This window comes from Methanosarcina sp. MSH10X1 (assembly GCF_004099695.1).
Lineage (GTDB): Archaea > Halobacteriota > Methanosarcinia > Methanosarcinales > Methanosarcinaceae > Methanosarcina.
Genome location: NZ_SCHL01000008.1, coordinates 1 through 26969, shown reverse-complemented (window position 1 = coordinate 26969; position 26969 = coordinate 1). Strand labels below are relative to the sequence as shown.

General features: G+C 43.0%; 21 protein-coding genes and 1 tRNA gene. 10 read left to right on the top strand and 12 right to left on the bottom strand.

The window, feature by feature from the left end; all coding sequences use genetic code 11:
- Nucleotides 1–4 precede the first annotated feature (4 nt).
- The 5 genes from EQO05_RS08230 to EQO05_RS08210 all read right to left on the bottom strand — a co-directional run bounded on the left by EQO05_RS08230 (nt 5) and on the right by EQO05_RS08210 (nt 5005).
- Entirely contained in the window at nt 5–1546 is a 1542-nt protein-coding gene (locus EQO05_RS08230) for an MBL fold metallo-hydrolase (protein WP_128505501.1), read from the bottom strand.
- Nucleotides 1547–1666: 120 nt separating this feature from the next.
- Nucleotides 1667–2176, bottom strand: coding sequence for a DUF123 domain-containing protein (locus tag EQO05_RS08225; protein WP_128505499.1), 510 nt, complete (start codon nt 2174–2176; stop codon nt 1667–1669).
- A gap of 52 nt (nt 2177–2228) precedes the next feature.
- Nucleotides 2229–3197 (bottom strand): ADP-ribosylglycohydrolase family protein, encoded by a 969-nt coding sequence (locus EQO05_RS08220; RefSeq protein ID WP_128505497.1) that lies wholly within the window; start codon nt 3195–3197, stop codon nt 2229–2231.
- A 276-nt stretch (nt 3198–3473) separates the two neighbouring features.
- Nucleotides 3474–3548: transfer RNA gene (locus EQO05_RS08215), tRNA-Glu, on the bottom strand.
- Between the two features lie 215 nt (nt 3549–3763).
- Entirely contained in the window at nt 3764–5005 is a 1242-nt protein-coding gene (locus tag EQO05_RS08210; RefSeq protein WP_128505495.1) for a proteasome-activating nucleotidase, read from the bottom strand.
- Between the two features lie 1024 nt (nt 5006–6029).
- Here EQO05_RS08210 and EQO05_RS08205 point away from each other — a divergent pair.
- From EQO05_RS08205 to EQO05_RS08190, 4 genes are all read left to right on the top strand, one after another.
- The gene (locus EQO05_RS08205; protein ID WP_128505493.1) at nt 6030–6275 is read left to right on the top strand and encodes a DUF131 domain-containing protein; all 246 of its coding nucleotides are present in this window, start codon (nt 6030–6032) and stop codon (nt 6273–6275) included.
- Nucleotides 6257–6637 carry a TIGR00304 family protein gene (locus EQO05_RS08200; RefSeq protein ID WP_128505491.1) on the top strand — a complete coding sequence of 127 codons (381 nt, stop codon included), beginning with the start codon at nt 6257–6259 and terminating at the stop codon, nt 6635–6637. Before EQO05_RS08205 ends, EQO05_RS08200 begins: the two co-directional genes overlap by 19 nt.
- A gap of 195 nt (nt 6638–6832) precedes the next feature.
- A complete protein-coding gene (locus EQO05_RS08195; RefSeq protein WP_128505489.1) occupies nt 6833–8107 on the top strand; it encodes an adenylosuccinate synthase in 1275 nt (424 codons plus the stop codon).
- A 541-nt stretch (nt 8108–8648) separates the two neighbouring features.
- Nucleotides 8649–9227 (top strand): nucleoside deaminase, encoded by a 579-nt coding sequence (locus EQO05_RS08190; protein ID WP_128505487.1) that lies wholly within the window; start codon nt 8649–8651, stop codon nt 9225–9227.
- A 266-nt stretch (nt 9228–9493) separates the two neighbouring features.
- On the opposite strand, the gene EQO05_RS08185 is transcribed toward EQO05_RS08190, so the two are convergent.
- Nucleotides 9494–12364: a PocR ligand-binding domain-containing protein gene (locus tag EQO05_RS08185; protein WP_128505485.1), complete on the bottom strand. Its 2871-nt coding sequence runs from the start codon at nt 12362–12364 to the stop codon at nt 9494–9496.
- 623 nt (nt 12365–12987) lie between these two features.
- Here EQO05_RS08185 and EQO05_RS08180 point away from each other — a divergent pair.
- The 4 genes from EQO05_RS08180 (at nt 12988) to EQO05_RS08165 (ending at nt 17642) form a co-directional block, all read left to right on the top strand.
- Nucleotides 12988–13299 carry a hypothetical protein gene (locus EQO05_RS08180; RefSeq protein WP_128505484.1) on the top strand — a complete coding sequence of 104 codons (312 nt, stop codon included), beginning with the start codon at nt 12988–12990 and terminating at the stop codon, nt 13297–13299.
- 714 nt (nt 13300–14013) lie between these two features.
- Nucleotides 14014–16197, top strand: coding sequence for an amylo-alpha-1,6-glucosidase (locus EQO05_RS08175; protein ID WP_128505482.1), 2184 nt, complete (start codon nt 14014–14016; stop codon nt 16195–16197).
- A gap of 62 nt (nt 16198–16259) precedes the next feature.
- Nucleotides 16260–16487, top strand: a complete 228-nt coding sequence (locus EQO05_RS08170) for a glutaredoxin domain-containing protein (RefSeq protein WP_128505480.1) — start codon at nt 16260–16262, stop codon at nt 16485–16487.
- A gap of 54 nt (nt 16488–16541) precedes the next feature.
- A complete protein-coding gene (locus tag EQO05_RS08165; protein ID WP_205793745.1) occupies nt 16542–17642 on the top strand; it encodes an alkene reductase in 1101 nt (366 codons plus the stop codon).
- 294 nt (nt 17643–17936) lie between these two features.
- On the opposite strand, the gene EQO05_RS08160 is transcribed toward EQO05_RS08165, so the two are convergent.
- The 6 genes from EQO05_RS08160 to EQO05_RS16215 form a co-directional block, all read right to left on the bottom strand.
- Nucleotides 17937–18614, bottom strand: a complete 678-nt coding sequence (locus tag EQO05_RS08160; protein WP_164888507.1) for a 2'-5' RNA ligase family protein — start codon at nt 18612–18614, stop codon at nt 17937–17939.
- 65 nt (nt 18615–18679) lie between these two features.
- Entirely contained in the window at nt 18680–18907 is a 228-nt protein-coding gene (locus tag EQO05_RS08155) for a hypothetical protein (protein WP_128505474.1), read from the bottom strand.
- On the bottom strand, nt 18907–19164 hold the full coding sequence (locus tag EQO05_RS08150; protein WP_128505473.1) for a hypothetical protein: 258 nt from the start codon (nt 19162–19164) through the stop codon (nt 18907–18909). Before EQO05_RS08150 ends, EQO05_RS08155 begins: the two co-directional genes overlap by 1 nt.
- 352 nt (nt 19165–19516) lie before the next feature.
- Nucleotides 19517–19840 (bottom strand): antibiotic biosynthesis monooxygenase family protein, encoded by a 324-nt coding sequence (locus tag EQO05_RS08145; RefSeq protein ID WP_164888506.1) that lies wholly within the window; start codon nt 19838–19840, stop codon nt 19517–19519.
- 270 nt (nt 19841–20110) lie between these two features.
- Nucleotides 20111–20467 carry a carboxymuconolactone decarboxylase family protein gene (locus tag EQO05_RS08140; protein ID WP_128505469.1) on the bottom strand — a complete coding sequence of 119 codons (357 nt, stop codon included), beginning with the start codon at nt 20465–20467 and terminating at the stop codon, nt 20111–20113.
- A 537-nt stretch (nt 20468–21004) separates the two neighbouring features.
- The gene (locus EQO05_RS16215) at nt 21005–21517 is read right to left on the bottom strand and encodes a DUF134 domain-containing protein (RefSeq protein WP_128505468.1); all 513 of its coding nucleotides are present in this window, start codon (nt 21515–21517) and stop codon (nt 21005–21007) included.
- Nucleotides 21518–23948: 2431 nt separating this feature from the next.
- Here EQO05_RS16215 and cdhA point away from each other — a divergent pair.
- A complete protein-coding gene (gene cdhA / locus EQO05_RS08130; RefSeq protein WP_128505466.1) occupies nt 23949–26372 on the top strand; it encodes a CO dehydrogenase/acetyl-CoA synthase complex subunit alpha in 2424 nt (807 codons plus the stop codon).
- A 2-nt stretch (nt 26373–26374) separates the two neighbouring features.
- Nucleotides 26375–26887 carry a CO dehydrogenase/acetyl-CoA synthase complex subunit epsilon gene (cdhB, locus tag EQO05_RS08125; RefSeq protein WP_128505464.1) on the top strand — a complete coding sequence of 171 codons (513 nt, stop codon included), beginning with the start codon at nt 26375–26377 and terminating at the stop codon, nt 26885–26887.
- Nucleotides 26888–26969: the final 82 nt, after the last annotated feature.

The window sequence follows — 26969 nt, the reverse complement described above, 5'->3', positions numbered from 1 at the left end:
TTTATTAAGAAACCGAGATATGTTTTTGCCCTGCAACGTACCTTTCTGAACCAGTGTATTCGACAAGCTTTCCATCTTCCATTACGGATATTGAACCGTGCCCACAGCAGATAAGGCATTTCCTGTTCTTTCCGGCAAGCTTATCGTCGATCTCAGAAATGAGAGAAATAAGAGCCTTTCGTTCCTCTCGCGCGAGCTTGCTGTCAACATTCACCGATGTCATAAGATAATCAGCCAGAACATTATATTCCGTTCTAGCAGGGGTCAGGCTTCTAAAATTGATCACGGCATCTTCGGGGAAAAGCAGCCCCTCCTCAGGACACAGGTAAAAAACCTCTCCATGCATATGTCCGCCCATACCTGCGAGGGCTTCAAATTCCAGGTCGCCTATCAGGAACCGGGTAATAACAGGAAATGAACCTCGCTTTTCAACTGTTTTGCCTGATAGGGAGATTTCGGGCAAGAGAACTATGTTTTCAGGAGGAGTAAACCTGGAAAAAAGATTTATTATTTTCGTATAAACTTCTTCCAGAATACAACCCTGGTTGCTGGACCCATAGGCTCTGCTGGTTTCCCGCGTGATCAAAAAAGTCTCGCGGTTAAGATAGGATGGCGCAGGAAAAAAACCTGCAGCCCCACAATGGTCGGCATCGGCGTGAGTTATGTAAATTCTTTTGAGCAGGCTTAAATCCCCAAGCCCGTAATGCTGGAGCATATTCACAATGTCCTTGAAATAAATCCCATACCCGGTGTCGATCATGACCCTTTCGGAAGGAGTATCGAAGAGATAGATATTTCCCCCGCAGGGAAGTTGAAAACACAGAAGTTCAATATCATCCCTTACTCTGATCCTCTGTACGTCGGCATAAAAATTATCCCCTGAAGTCCTGTTAAGACAATCCCCAACTTTGAGAATATTCTCAAAAACCTCAATAGGGTCCTTCCGAAGGTTTGAGAGTTCCTGGGCAATATGGTTAATATCGTGCAGGAACCTCATCAGAAAAGCATCTTCCGCACTCCCGAGAAAGGATCTGAGCTTCTGCGCCAGCCGGAGATAAAATACGGTATCATCAAGTTTCTCCCCGGTTGTATCGTACTCGAGAATTTCGAGCCTGTATCTTGATTTAAGCCTGTTCAGGAGGGTATCGATCATACCCGGATTTTCGATGTTAAGACCCACTACAAGCCTTTCAGGATGCTGTCCCCGATCATCAAAATCAAGAAGAGTAATGTTTGCTCCCGATGAGGTAATATGATTCAGGAGGTCAAATAAAGCACCAGGGCAGTTAGGAAGATAAATATGGAATTTCAGGAAAGCTACAGGCTGAAGAGAAGTCTGGAGATAGCCTATCTTTTCCAGTTCTTCACGGATCTTTTCATAAGCCTGCGGAGCAGCGGTCACTTCAAAGAAAACAGTATGCATATCTATCCTGTGGTCGTACTGAATCCTGTTAATATTCCCTTCGTACCGCGTAACAATTTCCGCCGCCCTATGCAGTGCTCCGGGCCTATCAGGCATGCAGGCAATAAAAGAAAATTGTTCCATTGAATATCCCCTGATTAAACAACCCAATTTCTTATAACTAGATAAAATCCTGTTTTACCTTAAGCTTTCCTGTTGGTATCAAAGAAGAAATCAGGTTAAAATTGAAATTAAAATTAAGATTTAAAGTTCAAATACAACGGCATGAAGTCCCAGAGCTTCAAAAGCTCCAGTAATCTCTAAAACCGGATTTTTGTTTCTATAAAAAAGATGAGAACTGCATGCACAGTCTGTGCACCCGAAGCCCGATACCGAATCTCCTCCTATCCTGCCAGCAAGTGTACATTCAAACCGGGCAGAAGTAAAAGCATAAACCGCTGAAACCAGTCTGAAAGCAGGATTCAGATGAAGATAATCTACATGCCATCTGGGATTCCGGTCCCGGTTCCGGGAGAGATTGATATGCCTCCTTACCCTTTTAAGGCCCCCGGGTCCCAGAGCCGATCCCACATATATGTGGAACCCCGACAGGAAAGAGAGCTCACCCTTTTTACCTATCTCAAGCTTGCATGCTCGATTTTCAAATATCAAACAATAGACGCCCTTTCCGGAGAAGATGTCCTTTTGGGAAGAAAGATATTTTTCTGGACAGTCACCTTTCCCGGAATAAACGTTTTTTTTGGAAAATCCCATTTTAAGACCTCAGTTTAATCTCAAGGCCTGAATAGAGCTTCAAGGCTTCAAGTTATTCTCTAAATTTACCCTCTGAAACCTGATAATGCTTTTCAAGCAGAGGCCCGACCATTTCCCCCAGTTTTTCCTTATCCCTGAGTGCCTCAACCCAGGAAACAGGTATGGCTTCAATCCCCAGCCTGGCTCCAAGAATGCCTCCTGCAACACCCCCAACCGAATCCGAGTCCCCGGTAATATTCACTGCGGTCTGTACTGCTTTTCTATAGTCATCCGGAGAACGCAATATGCAGAAGTATGCCAGGGCAAAAGTTTCATCAGCATACCAGCCCTGTCCGAGCTTCTTCAAGCCTTCCTCATCTCCGATGTCACTGTAAGCCAATTTATACGAATTTTCCAGGGCATGAGTAAATTCCTTAGAGATTCCCTGAGTTACCTCAAGAAGAGGCTCAAACATTTCTCCCGGTTCTACCCCGTCAAGGGCAAGTTTAACTGAATATGCTCCTGCAATGGAAGCAGCCTCTGCAACCGGATGGGAATGAGTAATTTTGCCCGAAATCAGGGCGACTTTAGCCAGCTTTTGGGGATCGTTCCGGTAAACAAAACCAAGAATTCCAGCCCGCATAAGGCTTCCGCAGGTTTTCGAGCCGATTCCGGATTCGCTCCAGTGAATCTCGTCCTTAAGGCTTAGCGCTGCACCTCTGGTAGTCGCCCCTGCACCCATGTCAGGTTCATCCAGCCAGAGTACAAGTTCCTCTGCTATCCTGTCCATAAGCCCGGGAATTTCAAGTTCTGCTCCCCTAAGCAGAGCCCTGGCAAGTACAAGCATCAACTGGGTATCATCAGTCCAGGGGGAATTGGGCGGGAGTTCAAGAATTCCTTTTTCTCCGTACTTATCTTTGATTTGCTCAAGGGTCAGGTGTTCTACCGGACGTCCGAGGGCATCCGCACAGGCAGTGCCATAAAGGTAGCCAAGAAGCTTTTTTCCAATATCCGGAATGTCCGGCAGGCTTTCTGTTCTCATAATTCCAATCCGCTTCCTCTGGTTCCGATCAATAATCACTAAACGCCGATCAAAGAAAAACTATCCTGTAGAAAGATCAGGCAATAATGGGAAGATAGGAAGATAAATAGATATTACGAAGTTTGGAAATAAGCTGGCAGAATGAATTGAGAGAATTAGTGAATCAATTTTAGATAGTGAATCAATTTTAGATGACTAAGAAATCCGGTAAAAAACAATTGATAAAAACTCTGGATTAAAAGTATTGTAAAAAGAAAAATGTTGTAAAAAGGAAAGTGCTCCGATGGGGATTTGAACCCCAGTCGCAGGAGTGAGAGTCCTGAATGATTGGCCGAGCTACACTATCGGAGCAGTTTGTTGTCCTGTTATTATGCTTTGCCTCTCAGGCAGCATATCTTCAAGTAATTTATAAAATATAAACCTTTCGTTTGACAGTTCAAAAAAGAAGGAACTGCCGGTAGGTTTTGTCCTATCCGGCATGCTTGAGGAGAACTTTACAGAAGAGTTTTCCTTAAATTTGAAGAGTAATTCGGTTTTGACTTTCAAGCTTGGGCTACCAGGACCGATTATACAAACATAGCCTGGGGAATTGTGGGTTCCTCGGTGTTTACGACCTTTTCGTGTGCTTTCAGGAAGTCTGACATGGTAATCTGTTTACCGCGCCTGCGCAGCACAAAAATTCCGGCTTCCTTGACAATAACGCTGATTTCCGCCCCGCTCATGCCTTTCATGACTTTTGCGAGTTTCTCGAAGTCCACGTCATCTGCCAGGTTCATCTTGCGGGTATGGATCTTAAGGATTTCAACCCTTCCTATATCATCAGGGAGCGGAACCTCGATCGACCTGTCAAACCTGCCAGGCCTGAGGAGAGCCGGGTCAAGCAGGTCAATCCTGTTGGTCGCAGCAACCACTTTTACATTGCCTTTAGGATCAAAACCGTCCATCTCAGCAAGGAGTTGAAGCATTGTCCTGTTGACTTCAGCCGAGCCGCTGGTTCCGTCATAGGTTCTCATGCTACCGACAGCATCGATTTCATCTATGAAGAGAATACTTGGGGATTTGTCCCGCGCAAGCTGGAAAATATCTTTAACAAGCCTTGAGCCCTCGCCTACGAACTTCTGGACCAGGTCCGAGCCCGACATCCGGATGAAGGTTGCTTTTGCCTGAGAGGCTATGGCTTTTGCAATAAGGGTCTTGCCCGTACCCGGGGCACCGTGGAGCAGAACACCTGAAGGAGGTTCGATTCCGAGATCCTCGAAAAGTTCAGGCTCGGTAAGCGGAAGTTCAACGCTTTCCCGGACTTCCTGCAGTACCTCGTCCAGCCCGCCAATCATGCTGTAGTCAACCCCAGGCGAGTTTATGAGCTCCATAACCTGAGCCCTTACATCGGCAGCCCTGCTTACTATGGAGATAATTGAGTATGCCCCGTTTACTGCAACTCTCATGCCGGGTTCAATCTTTCCGATGCATTCTTCAGGGATCTGGGTAAGAACCTCCTGGTTGTTCCCATGCTGCCTTATAAGCGCGATTTCTCCGTTTACCTCAAGAATAGTTGCAATAAAGAGAGGAGGCTCGGTAAGCTGTTCCAGGTGAGCTTTCAATTTATTGATTTCCTGAAGGTGCCTGCCTGTCGCCACACTTGCCTCAAGAAGCCGGGCCTTCATGTTCTCGTTCTGGACCCTCATGATTTCTATTTCGGTTAAGAGAGACTTCACATCTTCAGCATCGATCTTCCCGCACTCAAGCTGGAACTCTACCCTTGTTTTGATATCTTCTAGAGAAGATCTTATTGCACTGTCTTCTGACATTTTAAAACACCTTTTTTATCGCATAATATTGAGCTTATATATGGTTTAAAGATCAGTTCACTCAGGAATTGTTGATTTGTAGATGGTGATTTAATGGCAAACTGGCCTGAAAACTTGCTATTCGGCTCCGTAACCGATTATTTAGCCTGAGCCATCAAGCCGGTCAAGGTTTCAGGATATTTCCGGAGAGATTGTCCACCTGTATATTAAATCTCAGGTTATTATATTCCGTCCCGGCTTTTAAAACAGATAAAGCCTGAGAAACGGGAAAACAGGGAAGAATTCTTTTTCATAAAATCCCCCGTTATAGTAAGATTTACACATATCAAAGGTTAAAATGACATTTAAAAGGTACTCTTAACTTTTCACAGTATATATTAAGATGCCGGGAGTTAATATACATACATAAATATAAAAAGGGTATATATAATTTCCTGCGACATCTGTAACATGTTTAATCCAGACTGCATATTTAGTATCCCGACTAAGGATCTATTCAATTGTTCAATTAAATTGTTTTCGGAAACTCGACTGAGATTTGCCGATTTTTATACTCCGCTCAATCCTCATATCCTTCTTTTTCTATATTATATGTACTGTCGCGTTCTCCAGATACCAGCAAGCTTCCCTAGAAGAAGGCAGAAAGAAAATCTAAAAATACTGGTTTTCAACATTACTTTCTAATTTAGCCCTTTATTGGCTCTTCATTGGCTCTTCATTGGCTCTTCATTGACTCTTTATTGGCTCTTTATTGGCTCTTTATTGGCTCTTTATTGGCTCAAGCCTGGGCGGGAAGGACAAAATGATATAAATTTTTCCCCGGCTTGAGAGGACAATCTTGCCGGTAAAAGGTATCCTATTATAAACCATTAAAAAGCAATCGTCAATTTTCTTTACTGTGGAGGCGGAGATCAGGCACATTATATAAAAATTATCAAATTAAGTTAAGAAACGACGCAAGTGAGTCACAGATATAAAAAGTTTAAAAGATAGATTTAATAATACAAGCATTATATCATTCCACATGCGTACATCGCAAGATTTTCTGAGAGTAGGCGCAACAGTCACATTCCTGGGCTTCATTATATTATTATTGGGCATAGTTCTCACCATTTTCCAGCATCCTGCAAGCAGTCAGGTGGGCGGACTAATCATGATCGGTCCAATCCCGATAGTATTTGGCTCTTCTCCTGAAATAACGACAAATATGCTGGGACTTGGATTAATAGTGTCAATTCTCTATCTGTTCCTATGGAAAAAGAAACGCTGATTGATGGAAATATGCTTTTTTCTATTGGGATTTTTACAATACTTACAGGATTTCTGCTAATTATTATCGGTATAGCTCTGAGCCTACGCCAGGAATCCGGATCAATGCAGACTCACTCAAACAGAACAGACACATTCGGAAGAGAAACCCGTAATGAAAGCCCCGCTGATGCGGAGACCCCATTCCATGGAAGCCCCCCTCAAAAGGGTCCGAAGTCCGAAATCAAAACAGGCGGAGTGATCATGCTCGGCCCCATACCGATTATTTTCGGAAGCGACAAAGAAAGCGCCAAAACTGCAACAATCCTTGCAATAATACTTATGCTCCTCAGCCTGCTGATTTTCAGAGCTTCCTTCTTCTAAACCTTATTCCCATTTTCCGTCCCGGTTTCCAGAAAGATATATTTTAAATTTCTGTGCCAAAATTAGCCCTCTTGAGCGAAGCTAAAAGAGCAGTACACTGCATAGTTCTAGGGAGGAGTTTGGACCGTCCACCAGAGACGGGACTCGGGGAATGAAACAAAAAGTTATTAACGGTTAAGCCCGAATCAGGGCTTTATGTTTACGATAATCACAGGCGCGCAGTTCGGTGACGAGGGAAAAGGCAAAATTGTCGACCTTCTTGCAAAAGATTATGACATTGTTGCCCGCTTCCAGGGAGGGAACAACGCGGGCCATACGGTCAGGGTAGGAGACGAGGTTTACAAACTGCACCTGATTCCATCAGGTATTCTGCTTGATGCCAGAGTACTGATCGGGCCTGGGGTTGTCCTGAATCCTGAGGTTCTTGCCGAAGAAATTACAATGTTTAAAAAACACGGCGTAAAGGTAGATACCGGAAAACTCGGAGTCGATGCGAAGACAAGCATAATCATGCCCTATCATATAGAGCTGGACGGGCTAAGGGAAGCGTCCAGAGAAAAGAAAATCGGAACCACAAAACGCGGGATAGGCTATGCTTACATCGATAAAATAGCAAGAGACGAATTCCGCATGGCTGAACTTGTGGACCGCGAACGCTTTTTTGCGAGACTTGAGGAACTTGCTCCCCAGAAAGAAAAAGAAATAGCTGCAATGGGAGGAGATCCGAAAATCGTCCGGGACCCTGCACTGATAGAGAGATACCTTGAGCTGGGCGAGCAGTTTGCCACTTATGTAACAGATGTTTCCAGGGAGATCAATAAGGCTCTTGATGAAGGAAAACATGTGATGGCTGAAGCTGCCCAGGGTACTCATCTTGATGTTATACACGGAACCCAGAAATTCGTAACCTCTTCTTCTACAATTGCAGGCTCTGCCTGTGCTAACCTCGGAGTCGGCCCTACAAGAGTAAATAATGTGATTGCCATAGTGAAAGCATATATCACGAGGGTGGGTGAGGGCCCGCTTCCTACAGAGCTTACGGGAGAACTGGGAGAAAGGCTCCAGAGAGCCGGAGGAGAGTTCGGGACAACTACCGGCAGGAGCAGGAGATGCGGATGGTTCGATCTGCCCCTGCTGAAGAAAGCCATTGCTCTTAACGGCTATACCGAGATTTCCCTGACTAAACTGGATGTACTCACAGGCCTGGATCCAATCCGGATCTGCACAGGCTACACATTCAGGGGAGAAAAGCTTGAATATCCTCCCGAACTTACAGAGGATCTCGCTGAGTGCACGCCTGTTTATGAGGACCTTCCTGGCTGGGAAACTGACCTTACAGAAGTAAAAGCCTTTGGGGAGCTCCCGGGAAATGCCAGAAATTATGTAAACAGGCTGGAAGAACTCATGGAAGTACCCATTAACTATATTTCCGTTGGTCCGGGCAGGGCACAAACTTTTAAAAAAGAGTAATATTATTTAGTAGACCTGCAATACCAGTTACCTTGAAATGTATACATTAACCCGGTGGATATGTGATTACACATATCCAATTGTATTTATAACCTATTTTATGGCTTTTTTGACCTGAAGTTTGGTTTTACTAACACACAGGTTAGGTGTTATTGACATAACATTAGCCAAAGATCTGATTCATAAAATAACACCTTATGACATTCATATGAATTTGAAGCTCATTTTTTGGTTTATCGAAAAGAGATAATATTTCTCTCTTAATTACATTTCTTCTGGTTGTGCTGGGGAATACCTATCAGGCAATGGATTTAAGATCCATTTAGAAATGTTTGTAACTTTAAACACATTCCTGACACTAAATTTGAGGTTTCTTTTTCTTCACAGGATTATGGTTCCCATTGGCCATGACCTCACCCTGACCCTTCTCTTCCATTATCGGGCCGGCGCTCCCTTATTACGCTCTCACCGCCCGGCTCTGCTACCCTGAGCCATATCTTATCCATAGTCTTATTACATTATTCTTTGAAAAATAGAGCTTATGAAACACTTCATTACACAGGACACGCCTGTTACAGAAGAGCTGCTTAATGTCATTGCCCATTTGCCCACGGAAAGTCTTCCTGCGATAGTTGAAGATAAATTCTTTGTGAAACTGAGCGAACGTAACGTTATGCGTATAGCAGTTTTACTTGCTCAGAAGAGCTACGATGAAGGTGGTTGCCCCATCGGTAGCGTCATTATTGATAATAACACACGTCGGATTGTCGGCAAAGGGCATAATACGCTTGTGCAGGATAGCGACCCTTACAACCACGGTGAAACTTCGGCTATACGCAATGCGGGAAGGCAAGACTTCAGTAATACCACGATTTTCACAACGCTCAGCCCCTGCGACATTTGCGCCACGTTGATATATATGCGCCAATTCGACCGTGTAGTTGTCGGCGATGTTACAAACGCTTCGGGCAATGAAAACATGCTACGCGAGAAAGGTGTCAGAGTCGAGATCCTTGAAGATCCTGTGGGAATAGCATTATATGCTAAATACCGGGCAGAAAAGCCGGAACTTGACATGGAAGATTGGAAAGGTTTGGCTGCTGTTCGCAAGGCTCATTGACTCACTCAAAATCTTTTCATATCCTGAATTTTATTAAAAATCTACTTATTTTATTATAAAGATCGAGTATAGCTGCACTTGCGGATGTGACTGTTAAGGACACCACGAAGAAAAAAGCATATGAAAAAACTGGATATTTTATTGGATTCGGAAGAGTCCTTTTTAAGTGTATCTTTTAACGTAAAAAATGGCCTGAATAACATATTTCTTCTATTTGTTATCAAATTTAATCTTCCTTTATCTACGCCGCTGGATACAACGCCTGATTATTTTTCTGCTGCTGTGAACCTTATGGTAAATTCCGTCCCATTAGCCCTTTTCAGTTCAAGTTCGCCATCTAACTGGTCTACAAGGGAAGTTACCAGCTGCATGCCAAGACTATCAAGATCTTGAACATCAAGATTTTCAGGTATGCCCACCCCATTATCGGAAACCGTCAGAGTGTAACTGCTACCTGTACTCTCATACCCTTCACTTTTAAGTCCTGTGGATTCTTCCCTGTGAAGGTTGACTCGAATTTCTCCTTTGTTTCCGTCAGGAAATGCATGTTTAAGGGAGTTGGAAACAAGTTCGTTAATGATTATCCCCAGAGGAATAGCAGTATCCATATCAAAGAGAAGGTTCTCTTCCAGATCCATACTCAAGCTGATCCCGGTATCTCCAAGGCTGTAGGTCTGGAAAAGGGTATTAGCTAGTTCCTCAATGTAAGGCGAGAAGTTTAGTGTTTCAAATCCGCCGCCCCTGTAAAGTTCCTCATGTATCAAAGCCATAGATGTAACTCTGTCCTGGCTTTCTCTAAAGGCTTCCAGGACTTCCGAATCCCTGATATCTGCTCGGTTTCGGAACTGTTCAGCCTGAAGGTCGAGCAGGGAGGAGATCACCTGTAAATTATTCTTGATCCTGTGATGAATTTCCTTTTTACGGGCAATCTCAATGTTCGCCAGACTTTCTTCTGCTTTTTTACGTTCAGTAATATCCTGAACTATTCCTCTCATTCGAACAGGCTTATTGTTCTCATCAAAAAAAACTTCGCCTTCAGAATAAATAATACGTTCTTCTCCGTCAGGCAAGATTATTCTATAATCAATGTAATACGGCTTTCCATCTAATGCTTCGTTAATAGCATTAGTTACATAATCTAAGTCATCTGGGTGTATACAATTTAGAAATGTGTTGTGGTTTAGCTCAAACTGCGGGTCAAACCCAAAGATATGATATAGTTCATCAGACCAGTATTCCTCACTGGTTGCAATGTTCCAGTCCCAGTTTCCAATGTGAGCTATTTTTTGAGAGTCAGCAAGGCGCTCTTCACTTTCTTTTAACGAATTGTAAGCTTCTTGAAGTTCGGCTGTACGCTCTTTAACTTTTTCTTCTAAAGTATCGCGTGCTTTTTTAAGGGCTTCCTCAGCTCGCTTGCGCTCGGTAATATCATGATAAGTACAGATTACCCTGTATATGTGACCATCTTCTTTCAGGACCGGTTCGGCGCTTATCAACATCCAGGTGAGTTCATTAGCACCGGGATTCTGCACTGCAACGAGCTGGCCTTTCACAGGCTTACCGGTTCTCACCGCCTTCCGAACAGGATGATCATCAATATGTAGCAGTTTACCATCCTCTCCATAAACTTTCCATCGGCTCCAATCCTGACTATTAACGTTTAGAATGTCGAGTTCATTATCCAGGCCGAACATCTGCATAAATGACGGGTTGACAAGTGAGAACATGCCGATCTCGTCGATGAGTGCAACTCCAGATTTAACATTCTGGAACAGCCCCCGGAGCTGGTCTTCGCTATATCGGAGCGTTTCCAGCGCCTTCTTACGCTCTGTGATGTCTATGAATGCAGAGACGGAACCGTACAGGTTTCCCTGTTCATCGCGCAGGGGTCTGGCATTGCCCAGTACATGCCGTATCTCGCCATCAGCAGATATTATATCCAGTTCGCAGTCGTTTATCTCTATGCCTTTAGCCGACAACTGCGACGGCATATCTTCAGGCTGGAGTTCGATTCCATCCTTGAGTAACCTGAACATATCGGGCTTCTCTTCTTCAGGAGCGGATTTCGATAAGTTACTACCCACAGGAATTCCTAGCCATTCGTAGGAGAGACGGTTACCACTTATCTTACTCGCCTGAGGGTCATGTGTTATATAAACGGAGACAGGTACGGCATCCAGCACCACTGCCAGTTCATCCGAACGGGCTCGTTCACGTTTCTCGCTTTCTCGCAATGCATCTACGACGGCATTACGCTCTGCCAGCGATTGACACAGCTTGAGATTGCTGTAGCTTAGTTGTGAGATCATATTAGCAAAGGTCATGAAGAAAGCCATGCTTGTATCTACAGCTTTTCTACTAAGTCGAGGAACTTTTTCAAGTGCTTTTATGTATTCTTCTTCATTGAAACCGTATTTTCTGGCCTGGAATCGGAAACGCTCATAGTCCAGAGGCTCGTCCTCAAGAAAGAACTGTCCTGAGAAGATATTGCCGACATGCTGCTCTTCTACGATAATTGGAGTTACTACGTCCCACATATTGTTCTTGCACTTGTACAGCTTATATCCTCCGGGAGCAACGCCCGCAGTTAGATTTATGTCGCTCTCGATACAATGCTTGCAGGCTTCAGGATTAGCTCTGTGGAACCTGGTACAGATTTCCTGCCATCCGACGCTTACCAGAATATTGCCTTTAAGATCAAGCAAGGCCATTGGGATATGAGCAAGCGTATAAAAATCACTCATAAGAGACTGAATCGCTTTAACATCAATGACACTGGCAAGCTCCAGGCTCGTCATTTCTTGAGTTTCACTTTCCCGAAGTTTTCCCTCAAGCTTTCCACTGTCACTTATGTCAAATCCGTAAATGTTTACGCATTCCTGTTCAGGCAAGGGATGAAAAACAATTAAGTATACTTTTTTCCCCATATTCACTTCTATTTTTTCAATATTTTTCCGGGAGATTACCCTCTGAACAAAAATTTCGAGATGTAAAGGCAATTTTTCTCCGACTCTTACTCCCCAATCGTACAATAAGGGTTTCCCTGCCTCATTTGAGTAAAGGATAACTCCGTCCTTTGCAACACTGAGCACGGGATTCGAATTTACTGCCGGAAATTGATCCATTTTAGCTGTCATTATCTCCTTAATCTCTCTAGCAGGTGGCAAAATGCCTGACTACCAATAATTAATTACGAATCATTGCAACTGTTGTATTACTCTTTATTTCTTCTTATATATAATAAAAGTTTATTGATTTAATGAGGTATTTTTCAATTTTAAATAAATACAATAGTACCATCGCCTGGTTTGTATTATTGCGTTTGGCCTCTTGTCTTATATCTTGCATAATAATTTATAACTTAAATAAAATAATTCTAAACATATAGAATAAAATATTGACACTAGTATTTACTCGTTTTTGATTCATAAAATTATAGTAAATTCTAGATTTAATACTTAAATAATTCTTCAAAATAAATTAAAGTTTTCAGGTGGGTAGGCTTTATCAAAATTGGAGAGTTACCACTTATAGGTCCGGAAATTTAGTGTTTCATTACCGGGCAATATTTTTCTGTTTTTCCTGCTCCTGTAGCATTTCCCGGTGTTTCCGACCTCTGCTCCTGCAGAAGAATATATTCTATTGAACTTTACAGGTCAAGAAATAAACAATATCAGTAATCCATCCGATTCTTAAATTTATTCATGAATGGTTATGCCGGAGCAAAAGCGGCACCAGACAGGGCGTAAGTGATAGAACAATGGAAAAACTGGCAACTCCCCTGCCAATCTGCTACCTTCCAGGCCAGCACTGCACCTCCAGACCCCAGGCTGCCGCAGATAAACATCCCTACCATAAGCAGACTATTTACCCGGTTGCGTGCTTGCGGCTTAAGCCCTTAAATTATTTGCTGATTGGCAATAATGGCACTCTGCATCCCGAAATCAAGAAGGATGACCCCGAAAACCAAACCGGCAAGGGAATTCCAGCCTGCAAGAATTCCAGTGGCACCGGAAACAGAACACCTTTTTTATTTCCTTTCAATCGTAAGCTGCACTATATAATCCGATGATAAAGCCTGCTTCTGTTTCTGCCATTTCACACCTTATCCCATTTTCGAGTTGAAAAAATGAGTTATTAAAAATTCGCAAAGCCCGGGATGGAAGCTCTGGAAACCCATCCTGTAGAATGAAGGCTGCGAATCAGCCAGCAGGCTCCCTACCGAGCCGGGCGAGATACAAAGTACCAGCGGTACTTATTTTAGATTTACTACGATTTTTACAAAGCGCCGTTTGTGGCATTTCAGAATAAGATTGTGTGGTTTAACTGCCTGCAACTATCAGGCAAGCTATGAATATTTAAATAAAAATGACATAATAATTGTCATAGAAGTTATTGTCCAGAGAGCGTAATTTATTAATTCAAAGTTAAATTGTAAGCGTCTCACAATATGGATTGTGCCGAGGCTGAGACAATAACCAGTTTAATGATTGCGGGAGCATTGAAGAGATCAATAAAATTCTAAGAATCGAGCTAAAAAGGTAGTTACTGATTTTGCAGGCTTATGAAGACGGCAAAGATCATTCTTAGATAGTGGGACCATATGGAAAAGGTTTCATAATTTAATATAAACCAGACTTAACCGGTTCTACTTTCATTCTGCAGCCGGATCAGTAAGAGTTTATCGAGGGCCATGGGCGGGGTATGCTCCCTTACTATCCGTGAAAGGAACCGTCCAGGGTGGCAGCCAATGTATAAAACTGATACTGGGTTATGAGGAATTTGCATGCTAAAGCCTTCTGAACGAGAGGGAATCCGCGAAGCGTGGGATATATACAAGAAGCATACCCTGTCCAGCAGCATTATCAACGAGATGGTCATACGGAATAACGAGCTGGCATTCATAACGCAAGAGGATGGCGAGATACCTATTACAGAAAATTACGGGTATGGCCTCTATTACCACGACTGCAGGTATCTGAGCGGTTTTCTCATAAGACTCATGGATATACCTCCAACTCAGGTTTTATCCAGCGATGGGAGAGGTTTCAGATCCACACTTATAGTCACCAACCCGGAACTAAAGGATTGCATGGGCACCACCATCGCTAAAGAAACGCTTCTCGGCACTATGGCCACGACCATACCGGGCTGCATCCGGCAAAGCCATACTATCCGAAACTTCAACACGTTTCCCGTGACCTTGAACCTGACTTTTGAGCTCGATGCAGATTTTGCAGATATGTTCACCATCAGGGGCATTGCCCCTCCGACAGCTGCGGAAGTGTTGCCGGCTAGATTCGATGGTAAAAACCTTTACTTATCCTACGAGGGGGAAGACAAGCGCCTTCGTAACACAATCATTGCATTTGAACCGTCGCCCACAAGGGTAGAAGGGAAAATATGCACCTTTGAGCTGAAGATAGCCGCCCACGGGTTGCAGACAGTTAACCTGGAAATCTCCGTCGAGGAGATTAAGCCCGGCCAGGAGCCGGAACGACCAGTGGAAAATCCCGATCAGCGAATGAACCAGATCATGAGATCCTACGTCGAGGCTCTCGAATGCTGCGAAAATATACCGACCAGCAACGAAATTTTCAATAGCATCATGGTTCGCTCGCTGGCTGACCTGAACACGATGCGCATGACCATTAAAGGAGATATGTTCCATTCCGCGGGAATACCCTGGTACGATGCACTATTCGGGAGGGATAGCATTATCTCGGCACTCCAGCTATTGCCTCTTGAGGCGGGGCTGGCAAAAAGCACGCTGCTGGTGAACGCAAAGTTCCAGAGCAGCCGATCAGATGACTGGAGGGACCAGGAGCCCGGAAAAATACTTCACGAACTGAGGCTGGGCGAGCTGGCTAACCTGAACCTGATCCCCCAGACGCCATACTATGGCACTGTCGACGCTACGCCCCTGTTTCTAATTCTTCTGACTGAATACGTGAACTGGACGGGGAATATCGAACTGATCAAACAGCTGGAAGGCAATGTGGACCAGGCCCTGAAATGGATCGATATCTATGCCAATATGGAAGGAAATGGCTTTGCCTACTATGCGGTGAAATCCCCACTGGGCATTTACAACCATGGTTGGAAAGACTCCCCGGACTCAATTAGCCGTTCAGATGGCACGCTGGCGAAACAACCGATCGCCGTTGCCGAAGCACAGGGATATGTGTACATGGCGAAAAAAGGACTTGCGCCGCTTTTCAGGCAGCTGGGTAGGGGAAATGACGCGGCCAGACTGGAAAGGGAGGCAGGGGAACTTAAAGAGAGATTCAACCGGCAATTCTGGATGAAGGATAAGCAATTTTTCGCCCAGGCACTGGACGCTGAAGGTGTATGTGACGTGATATCGTCTAACCCGGCGCAATGCATGTGGGCAGGAATCATCGATCAGAAATACGTAAAACACCTGGTAGACAGAATCTTCAGAGATGATATGTTCACCGAATGGGGCATTCGCACGCTGTCCGCGAAAGAGAAGCGGTACAATCCGTTAGGGTACCACAACGGCACGGTCTGGCCGCATGACAACGCGATAATTGCTATGGGTTTGAGAAAGTATGGATTCATCAATGAGATGTCCTTATTGTTCACAGGAATGTATGAGGCAGCCAGGGCATTCGAGGGTTACCGTTTACCGGAGTGCTTCGCCGGGCTGACGCGCTCGGAGTATGGTATCCCCGTTAAATACCCGGTAGCCTGTAGCCCACAGGCGTGGGCATCCGGAACCATGCCGTTTATGCTCACAGCCAGCCTGGGAATATCTCCCGATGCACTGAATAACCGGCTGATCATTAACAAGCCCCATCTTCCTTCATGGCTGGACAACGTGCAGTTCAACAATGTAAAGGTCGGAAACACAGTGACCGACCTGAATTTCAGGCGGGTCGAAGAGGAGACGCTGGTCAACGTATCCAAGAAGAGCGGGGATATCAATGTGATCATCGAGTATTAACTGCCGAAACCAGACAGAATAAGTTGAAAGAAATGGAGTTAGCGATAAAACCAGGAGAACATATGACAAAAGTATCAATGTATAATATAAGCACCTGCCCGATAAGCCGGAAAACAAAGGAAGTTTCCCGGTCCAGAGGCATACCATTCGATTTCGTAGTTTACGATCTCGCTATCGGGAGCGAGCAAAATAAGATAGCGGCCGGGATGATGAGGGGCACTGGGAGTATCGGTTTCCCATTTGTCAGGATCGGCGATGTTATAATCATCGGGTTCAATCAAGAGATTTGAGCAGCTTTTATAATCGGAGAAATCCGAACCAGCAACCAGCCAGGCTTAACGGAGATGATTATCATGGCAGAAAACCTAGATCTTTTTTCGCAGTATCGGATGGGCGATCTCACGCTGCCAAACCGCATGGTGATGGCGCCGCTGACCCGCAACCGCGCAGGGGATGCCGACGTTCCGGTCTCAATGACGGCGACTTATTATGTGCAGCGAGCTTCGGCAGGCATGATTATCTCCGAGGGTTCACAGGTTAGCCCTCAGGGGGTGGGCTACATGCATACACCGGGAATATACTCTGCGGCACAGGTGGACGGCTGGAAGAAGGTGACGGACGCCATCCACCGGGCTGGAGGCAGGATTTTTATCCAGCTCTGGCACGTAGGGCGGGTTTCCCACTCCGACTTACTGGGCGGCACTCTCCCCGTCGCACCATCCGCGCTACCGGTCGAAGGCTCTATTCACACCCCCGGTGGGAAAAAGCCAATTCCGGTGCCCAGAGCCCTCAAGACTGACGAAGTGCCGGAAATTGTCAGACAATTCCGGAAGGCGGCAGAGAACGCCAGATCCGCAGGCTTCGACGGCGTAGAGATTCATGGCGCTAACGGCTACCTCCTTGACCAGTTCCTGCGGAGCGGGTCCAACACGCGAACTGATGAGTACGGCGGCAGCCTTGAGAACCGGACCCGCCTGCCGCTTGAGGTCACGAAAGCCGTAATCGAGGTATGGGGCGGCAACCGTGTCGGCTACCGTATCTCCCCACACAATACCGGGCATTCTATGTCGGACGCCAATCCCCAGGAGACCTTTTCCTATTTCACCAGAGAACTGAACAAAACCGGCCTGGGCTACCTTCATTTAATCGAGCCCATAGGAGGCCGGATGGGATTTGTACCACCGGAGGCACGGCTTGGGCCTACCCTGCGCAGAATTTTCGAAAGGACTTTCATACTGAACGGTGGTTATGGCCTCCATAGCGGGAACGAAGCCATTGCCAGCGGCGAAGCAGACCTGATTGCCTTTGGAGTACCTTTCCTTGCCAATCCTGACCTGCCTGAGCGCTTCAGGAAGAATGCGCCGCTGAACGAGCCGGATGTGGCTACCTTCTACAGGGGCGGCGCGAAAGGCTACACGGATTATCCGGCCCTGGTAAAGAGATGATGTGGCTCAAAATGTGGTACTGTAAAGTCTTCAGCGGCTAATATCAAACGAATTATAACCCTTAGTGGTTGCCCTCCCGAAAAGCGCATAATCTGTTTAGCAGCCATGGACTTCACGGAACCCATTTTAATATTGAGCTAGTATGTAGCTTAACTCAATATTAAATCGCGTTTTTATAGTACAAAGTAGAGATAAGTATCGACAAAGTATGTAAGAAAATTAATTCATAATGTTTGTTTGGCTACCGATTAAATTATGAGAAATAACATTAAAATAACAGACACATTAATTATTTTATAAATGTACTTTTGATATCAAGCTCTTCCAAATCCTAATTAAAAAGCTTTTACCATGTGTCTCAGGAGGAAACCATTGATTGTTCACATCGTTTAATTTCTTGAATGTTTTACTTAAACCCTGTTTACTTAATGCTTTTCGTCTACTTAGCATTCTTCTTAAAACAAAATCATATTCAACTAGTATCTTTCCGTTCTTTAGTAATGTAGCTCGAAGTATCCGATGACTGTATTTTTTATCATGTCTTATCTTTTTTTTAACATATTCTGCTTTTTCTCGGCTTAAATGCATCGCGATTGTTGAATGGAATTCAAAAGGTTCAAAAAAATCATATTCACATAAGTTACAATATCTTTGTAACTTATCCCTTAACTCTCGCCGATAAGAAATGAGTTCCTTGCTAGGTTGTACATCCAAATAAACGACACCGCTATCTGGAAATATGTCAATGCCATCAATAAGGTAACTAATTAATCCATATTTGCGACTTATCGATTCAAAATCCTGTATCAATTTAGCTTCATTATTGGCATTAAATCCGCCGACTAAAGTAATATGAGGTATAGGTCTTGATACTTGAATATTATACTCTTTACTTGTTTGTAAAATTAAATTACGGGTTTCACACTTGGACTTTCCTAACAACCTAATTTCTATTAGATATGAATCTTTCATTACAATCACAATATGTCTAGTAACGCAAATTTTTAGATACATTCACATAGTTAAGTAAGTCTATTTCACCATCTTTCACCTTGTTTCCACTTCATTGTATTACCCATTATTTTAAACTCCAAACTATCTACAGCGGATTTTAATTGCCTTCCGTTTCTCATTTCGTTTTCAAGATATTTCAGTTCGTGTAAATCAGCCATGAACCCTTTATATGGTTCAAACACAAGCTTTCCCTCTTTGTTAAGTGGTAAAATAAGACCAACTGCCAACCATACCTTATATGAAAACTTCATTACCTAACCCCCTTGCCAGTAACTCTTTGTAATCTGTAAACATCATATGTGTCATCATGATGGAATTTGACAGCATACATAAAATGGCTACCACTAAAGAAACGGTAACCGTATCTACCATCTTTCTTTATCTGCTCATGAAGCTGTTCACATCGCACTTCAAGCCACTTGTGAAACTTCTCTTTTGTTACTTTCTGAAACCCTATAGATAATGGTGTCATATAACAGGTCTTTTCGTTATCTACAGATACTGTCATTATCGGAATACCCTCAAAAACTCTCAAACATTTTTGAATATTGAATCATTCTTGTTAACCAGTTAGTTTTAATGTATTATCACAATACAAATATTTTTAATAAAGCAAGGGTTAGCGCACAATACAATTAAATATTATATACTTCTTCCGTACTTTAAATAATTATTGATACTGTTAACACTAACTTTTAACAACTGTTTAACTGAACTTACAGCCTCGCAAACTATACAGAGCCCAGAAAAGGTACCTTGTAGTTTACGGGGCTTACCTTCGGACTGGCTTCAGGATTTACTGAAATTTTATAGCAGCCACCGCAGACTATAGTGAACTAATTTACATCGTCCATTCTACATCACACAGTGCCCTGTGGAATGTTAAACACGCTTTTCATCGTACTCAGTTTTACCTCATCACACAATTCTTTCAGTTTCACAAAAGCTGCTTTAAATTCCGGTTGCTGACGCCATGCCTGCACGCACGCTGAAGTTTTCCACGGACCAAATGATATAAACCGATTCCTTTGCTCTAAATCCTGCAACAAGACAACTCCGGTGCTACACATCTCATTAGCCTTGGTCCAGCTAGCCAGATCTGTCCAGATATTCAGAAATTCTTCTTCTTTCCCCTGTTTCACAGACCAGATCTCAGCTGCGTATATTATTTCCTTATCCCCCATCATCTTTCACCTGTCTAGTTCATTTTCCGCACATAGACCTGCGAAATATGCATTTATATACTTATGGTTATTATTTTGTCCCGAATTGTTTCGCATTTTCTATTTGATTTTCCTGATGCCTCTAACTTATCAAATTCCTTTTTAATAAACTGATTTGAGAACTTCCTCCACGTCCACATGATCACGAAGTGAGCAGATATCGGGCGGTTACTGGGAAAAAAGAGGAAAGTAGAGCCTGCAACTGCCATAAGAAACGGCAAGTAAAAATTTCTATTTTTTTTCTTTGTGAAAATCCAATGCATTCAAAGCAAATCGCGAGTAAGCGGCTGCGGGACCTCCTCCCATTTCAATGGCCACATCTATAGTCTCATATATCTCTTTATCTGATGCACCTGCTAAACAAGCCTGTTGAACATGCCATTCAATACAGGGTTCACATTTAGTAACAATAGAAATAGACAGAGCCATAAGTTCCTTATGTTTCCGTGAAAGACTACCAGCTTCAAATGCTTTCCTTTCTAATTCAAGAAAAGAGTCATAAGTGCTGCAATTTTCTAAAAACCGGGAATGATGTTGTTTTCTATCATTCATACTTTGATTTATTTTATCTTTGACGAATTTATTCACGCAGTCACATCCTGATCTACAATTACTCTGACTTTACTTGGTAGTTTCTCCGAGCTCAAACACTGAATAAATTTCAAACCAACTTAATTTTAATTTTATGAAAATTTTTAAGACGGATTTTTACAGTTAGAGAATCGCTTTAAAACTTCAATACAGAATTTAGAAAAGCGATTATAAATTTGGAGTGAACTCGTAGATAACGTAAACTGTAAAATTCCTTTTTAGCACTTATATGGAAACTTCCCTTCACGCCCACATGCTCGCGAAGTGCAATGGGAGACGGAAGATTGGATGGCTATTTAAAAGAAAATTTCTTAAAAGAAAATTTTTTCAGCTTTTTCTTTTTGAAGTTATACAGGCTCCGGACTCGAAACCGGATTCTGGGAGAATAAGTTTTATCAGTATATGAGATCAATATTTATTTTCTTTTTTCTTGCCTGTTTGTTTTAGTAAAATACACATGCAGCTGGATGTGTCCTTGGTAGACAATTTTAGTAGTATCCCATCGCCCTGATTCCGGTATCGGCTAATTAGCTATTATTGTCGCTGTTCTTTATTTCCTTCACTGGAATCTATGCTTCTTTCCTTTACTCTGGGGCAGCAGATTTTATTATCAATGAATCTTTTTCCCAATCCATCGCCGCCAATACGGAAAATTAGACTGGACCCACAGTTCGGACAGCTTGTGGGGCGATACTGGTTGAATTCTGGTTCCCACACATGATCACATTCTTTGCAAAGAAAATTGACCCTGCATTCACCTGTATTAACATATTCCCCACCAGAAATCTCTATAGCTTTTCCGTTAACAAGAGCATCAGCTATCTTTTGTCGTGCCTTTTGGAGGTCGCTCCAGAAAGTTTTCCGGGATACTCCCATTCTGTTAGCAGCCTCATTTTGCTCCATTTGTAGAAGGTCGCAAAGACGAATAGCCTCAATCTCTTCTATGGAGAGGGTGGCGATTTCCAGGCAGCAAAGAGGAACTTCTCTGGGCTTGAAATAGGTAGCCTTTGGAAAGCAAGACACCCTGCGCTTAACTTTATTGACCATCAGATTACTCTTATGCGACACCTGATAAATATCTATCGACCTATATAGTTCATAAAGCGTTTAAAGTATTGACCTTAACAGCACGCTAAATATCATTTATATCTAGATTTTTCAAATCTACAATGAAATTATTGAGCAATTAAATTTTTGATACCGATATCCCCAGAACGAATTTTCTCCTTAATCATATCTATAATTCATTGCGTAAATTTTTATTTTTTGACTGTGCAGTGAGGAATGAAACTCTTTAAGTTTCAATATTCTCTATTTCAGTTTGCTTCCTGTATTTTATGTTTCTTCATTAGTCTTGCTGTTAAATCCCTATTTTTGGCGACCGTAGCCATTCTTGCATTCACAATATTAATAAGAGGATTGCAATAAGAAGATGCAAAGAAGAATAGTCTGAAGCTCTTCCTGTAATACGTTAACAATTGCTAATAATTAAGAGAAAATTAGTAGAATTTTGCTGGGTCTGCAATAAGTAGCTTTTGGGCTTTTTGAGATTCCATTGAACTCAATCGACCGCCAAATTACGCAATAGAGAGGTAATATAAATAACTAACGCTTAATAATTAATTGTCCGTTAACTGATAAACTTGGATCCATTTTTAGGATTATGTATTTTAAACACTAAACCAATAGCTAGAAGCTCCAAAATTTATAAAATACAGTTATGACTATAATGTTTACTCAATAGTTTTGTATCACACGTCCGTTGGTCCAGTAGCTACTTTCTGCCTTTTACAACTGATTTAACGTAAAATTCTACTAATTACCGGTACTTTCTTTTTACCTCTTATTCGAATAGTTGCATTCTAATATAGTATTAAAAGTGGGCGCAAGGTATCGTTTTTCATATCCCATCATGAATTAACAGCTCAAATGAATTTGAATATAAAACAATATAAAGAAAATATCTATTATTATATTTGAATCGAACACAAATGAAAACTATATATAATACATCGCTTATGTGTAATTTAGAGCTATCCGAAAAGTATGGGACTTAATGTAATTTATACAATAAGTGATCACAAATGAACGGATTCCGGATAATAAACACTAATTGTCCAATTGAACGTCCAATTGGGAACCTAATTGTAAACTTTACAATATACATAGAACTTTTCGGACAGTCTCTAAAATCTCTTTTATTTCTCTGAGATCACAATGTTTACTGATATCGAAGGATCCTAGATATTGAAGATACACCTGATAAGTAGCTTTAAGCGTGTTTGGGAGATAAGGCTAAATGAGTAAGTTAACTGGAATTTTTTCTATAAGAAATTGTGAAGCTGTTCAAACAGCTATCAATAATTTTTAGAATTGAGACAGACGGTTGCTGAAGAAAAAGTAAAGTAACCCGTTAAAGCAGGCTGCAAGCTTTCCCAGGATTTTTTGAGATCATTTTAGAAAATTTTCCGGGATATTCCCATTATAACAGCAGCCCTATGTTAATAATTACTAGTAATTATGAGAGCAATTAGTAAAATTATACTGGGTCTGCAATAAGTAGCTTTTGAGTTTCTGAGATTCCACTTAACTCAAACTACAGTCAAATTACGCAGAAGAGGGGTAATATAAATAACTAACGCCATGTGATTAAATTATTCGTTAACTGATAAGCTTGAATCCATTTTTAAGATTCTGCATTTTAAACCTAAACCAATAGCGGGAAGTTCCCAACTCTAAAAAATACAGTTATAACTATAATGTTTACTTAATAGTTTTGTATCACACGTCCGTTGGTCCAGTAGCTATTTTCTGCCTTTTACAACTGTTTTAACATAGAATTCTGCTAACCACCGGTGCTCTCGCTTTGCCTTTATTCGAATAAGTTTATTTTCAGATCTTATGAAAGGTGAACACTTGATGCTGTTTTTCATTTCCTATAAAGAGTTAAAGGATTAAAATATTTTAGATTTATATTATACGAAAAGGATGTCTATTATTATATTTAAACAGAACAAAAGTGCAAATTATTTATAATACATCGCTAATGTGTAATTTAAGAGTATATCTGAAAAGTCTATAGCCTGCTGTAATTTCTACAATTATTAATACAAATGAACGGATTCCGGATAATAAACACTAATTATCCAGTTAAATGTCCAATTGGATGCTCAATTGTAAATTTTACAACAGACATAGAACTTTTCGGACAGTCTCTAGATCTCGTTTGTTTTTCCGAGATCACAACGTTTACTGTATAGAACTTACCCACTTGAGTTAAAAATAAAAGCAGCGGCCCCGAAACTCTAGAAATTCAAGGGTTTACCTGCCAAAATTACTGTACTTGATTCTGTATTGTAAGTGTGTAGATTCTATAAAAATTTAAAAACGATTTACTAAAAATGTTATTTAAATAGCTGGAACTTTCAAGAATCGTCGGATGAAGTGACTTTAAGCGTATTTAGGAGGTAAAGCTAAAATGAGCAAATTAACTACTGGGACTTTTTCTATAGAGGATCTTGAATCCGTTCAGATCACTATCAATAATATTGTAGGGGCAGCAAAGGAGGCTGCTGAAGAAAAAGCAAAGGAGCTCGTCAAAGCAGGTCCCACACTTTTCCCAGGACTCGAGTCTTACAGGGATGATTGGAACTTCAAACTGCTTGACCGTTACGAGCCTGTTATTACCCCCATGTGTGACCAGTGCTGCTACTGTACTTACGGACCCTGTGACCTTTCTGGAAACAAGAGAGGTGCCTGTGGTATTGACATGAAGGGCCACAATGGGAGAGAATTCTTCCTCCGCGTGATTACAGGTACTGCCTGCCACGCAGCCCATGGCCGTCACCTGCTTGACCACCTGATTGAAAAATTTGGAGAAGACTTACCCCTCAACCTCGGGCAATCAAATGTGCTTACTCCGAATATCACAATCAGCACAGGGCTCAGCCCCAAGAACCTGGGTGAAATAAAGCCAGCAATGGAATATGTTGAAGAAGAGCTCACCCAGCTCCTTGCAACCGTCCATGCAGGCCAGGAATCCGCAGAGATCGATTACGACTCAAAAGCCCTCTTCAGCGGTAGCCTGGACCATGTAGGCATGGAAATTTCCGATGTTGTACAGGTAGCCGCCTATGATTTCCCGAGAGCTGACCCGGATGCCCCTCTTATCGAAATCGGTATGGGGACAATTGACAAGTCCAAGCCCTTCCTGTGCGTTATAGGGCATAATGTAGGCGGTGTCACCTACATGATGGACTACATGGAAGCGCACGACCTGACTGAAAAAATGGAAATTGCCGGGCTCTGCTGTACCGCAATTGATCTTACAAGATACAAGGAAGCTGACAGGAGACCCCCATATGCAAAGGTCATCGGTTCTATGTCCAAGGAACTCAAGGTAATTCGCTCCGGAATGCCAGATGTCATTGTTGTTGACGAACAGTGTGTCCGTGGTGACATTTTACCTGAAGCTCAGAAGCTCATGATTCCGGTCATCGCATCCAATCCCAAGATCATGTTTGGACTTCCAAACAGAACCGATGCAGATGTTAATGAGACCATTGAGGAGCTCAAGTCAGGGAAGATTCCCGGCTGTGTGATGCTGGACTATGATAAGCTCGGAGAGCTCTGTATCAGACTCACTATGGAAATGGCTCCCATCCGTGATGCTTCCGGTATCACTGCAATCCCTACTGATGAAGAACTCGCAAACTGGGTTGCAAAATGTGCAGACTGTGGAGCCTGCCTGATTGCCTGCCCTGAGGAACTCGACATTCCCGAAGCCATGGGATTTGCAAAGCAGGGAGACTACTCATATCTCGAGGAACTCCACGACCCATGTATCGGCTGTCGCCGCTGTGAACAGGTCTGTAAGAAAGAAATCCCAATCCTCAACCTGATTGAAAAGGTCACCCAGAAGCAGATCGCTGAAGAGAAAGGCTTTATGAGAGCAGGCAGAGGCCAGGTTTCTGACGCCGAGATTCGTGCAGAAGGTCTCAACCTCGTCATGGGCACCACACCAGGTATTATTGCAATTATCGGATGCCCGAACTATGCAGAAGGCACAAAGGACGTCTACTACATTGCAGAAGAATTCCTAAAGAGGAACTTCATCGTAGTTACGACCGGTTGTGGAGCAATGGATATTGGTATGTTCAAGGACGAAGACGGCAAGACTCTATATGAAAGGTATCCAGGTGGGTTCCAGTGCGGAGGACTTGTCAACATCGGATCCTGTGTATCGAACGCCCACATTACCGGAGCAGCCGAGAAGGTCGCAGCTATTTTTGCCCAGAGAACCCTTGAAGGCAACCTTGCCGAGATCGCAGACTATGTCCTGAACCGTGTAGGTGCCTGCGGGCTTGCATGGGGTGCATTCTCACAGAAGGCCTCCTCAATTGGTACCGGCTGTAACATCCTGGGTATCCCTGCAGTGCTCGGTCCACACTCCTCCAAGTACAGGAGAGCTCTGATTGCCAAGACCTATGAAGAGGACAAGTGGAAAGTTTACGATGCAAGGAACGGCCAGGAAATGGCAATCCCACCAGCACCCGAATTCCTCCTGACCACAGCAGAGACCTGGCAGGAAGCGATTCCGATGATGGCAAAAGCCTGCATCCGCCCGTCCGATAACAGCATGGGCAGAGCTATTAAACTGACCCACTGGATGGAGCTCCATAAGAAATACCTTGGTGGAACAGTACCTGAAGACTGGTGGAAGTTTGTCAGGAACGAAGCTGACCTCCCGCTGGCTAACCGTGAAGCACTCCTGAAGAAGCTTGAAGCAGAACGCGGATGGGAAATTGACTGGAAGAAGAAGAAAATCATATCCGGTCCGAAGATCAAATTCGACGTCTCGGCACAGCCAACTAACCTCAAGAGACTTTGTAAGGAGGCCTGAAGATGGTTGACACTACTAAGAACACAAAACTGTTTACCAGCTATGGAGTGACAACTGCCAAGACAACCACTCCTGAAATGGCTGCAAAGCTTATGTCAAAGGCAAAGAGGCCTCTTCTAATGGTAGGAACCCTGACCCTCGACCCGGAACTCCTTGACCGTGTAGTAAAGATTTCAAAGACCGCAAATATTCCGATTGCTGCAACCGGGAGTTCCCTGGCAACCCTTGCTGACAAAGACGTGGACGCAAAATACATCAACGCCCATATGCTCGGTTTCTACCTGACAGATCCCAATTGGCCCGGTCTTGACGGAAACGGAAACTACGACATGATTATAACCGTAGGATTCAAAAAATTCTACATCAACCAGGTACTGTCCGCAGCAAAGAACTTCAGCAACACGAAAACAATTGCACTTGAAAGAGGTTACATCCAGAACGCAACGATGTCCTTCGGGAACCTGAGTAAGGCAGACCACTATGCTGCCCTTGATGAGCTAATTGACTTTTTATAATTTCTATTTAGGAGGCGAAATATAATGGCAGAATTCCCATTTGAGATTTCCCCAATGTTTGAAGGAGAAAGAGTAAGAAAGG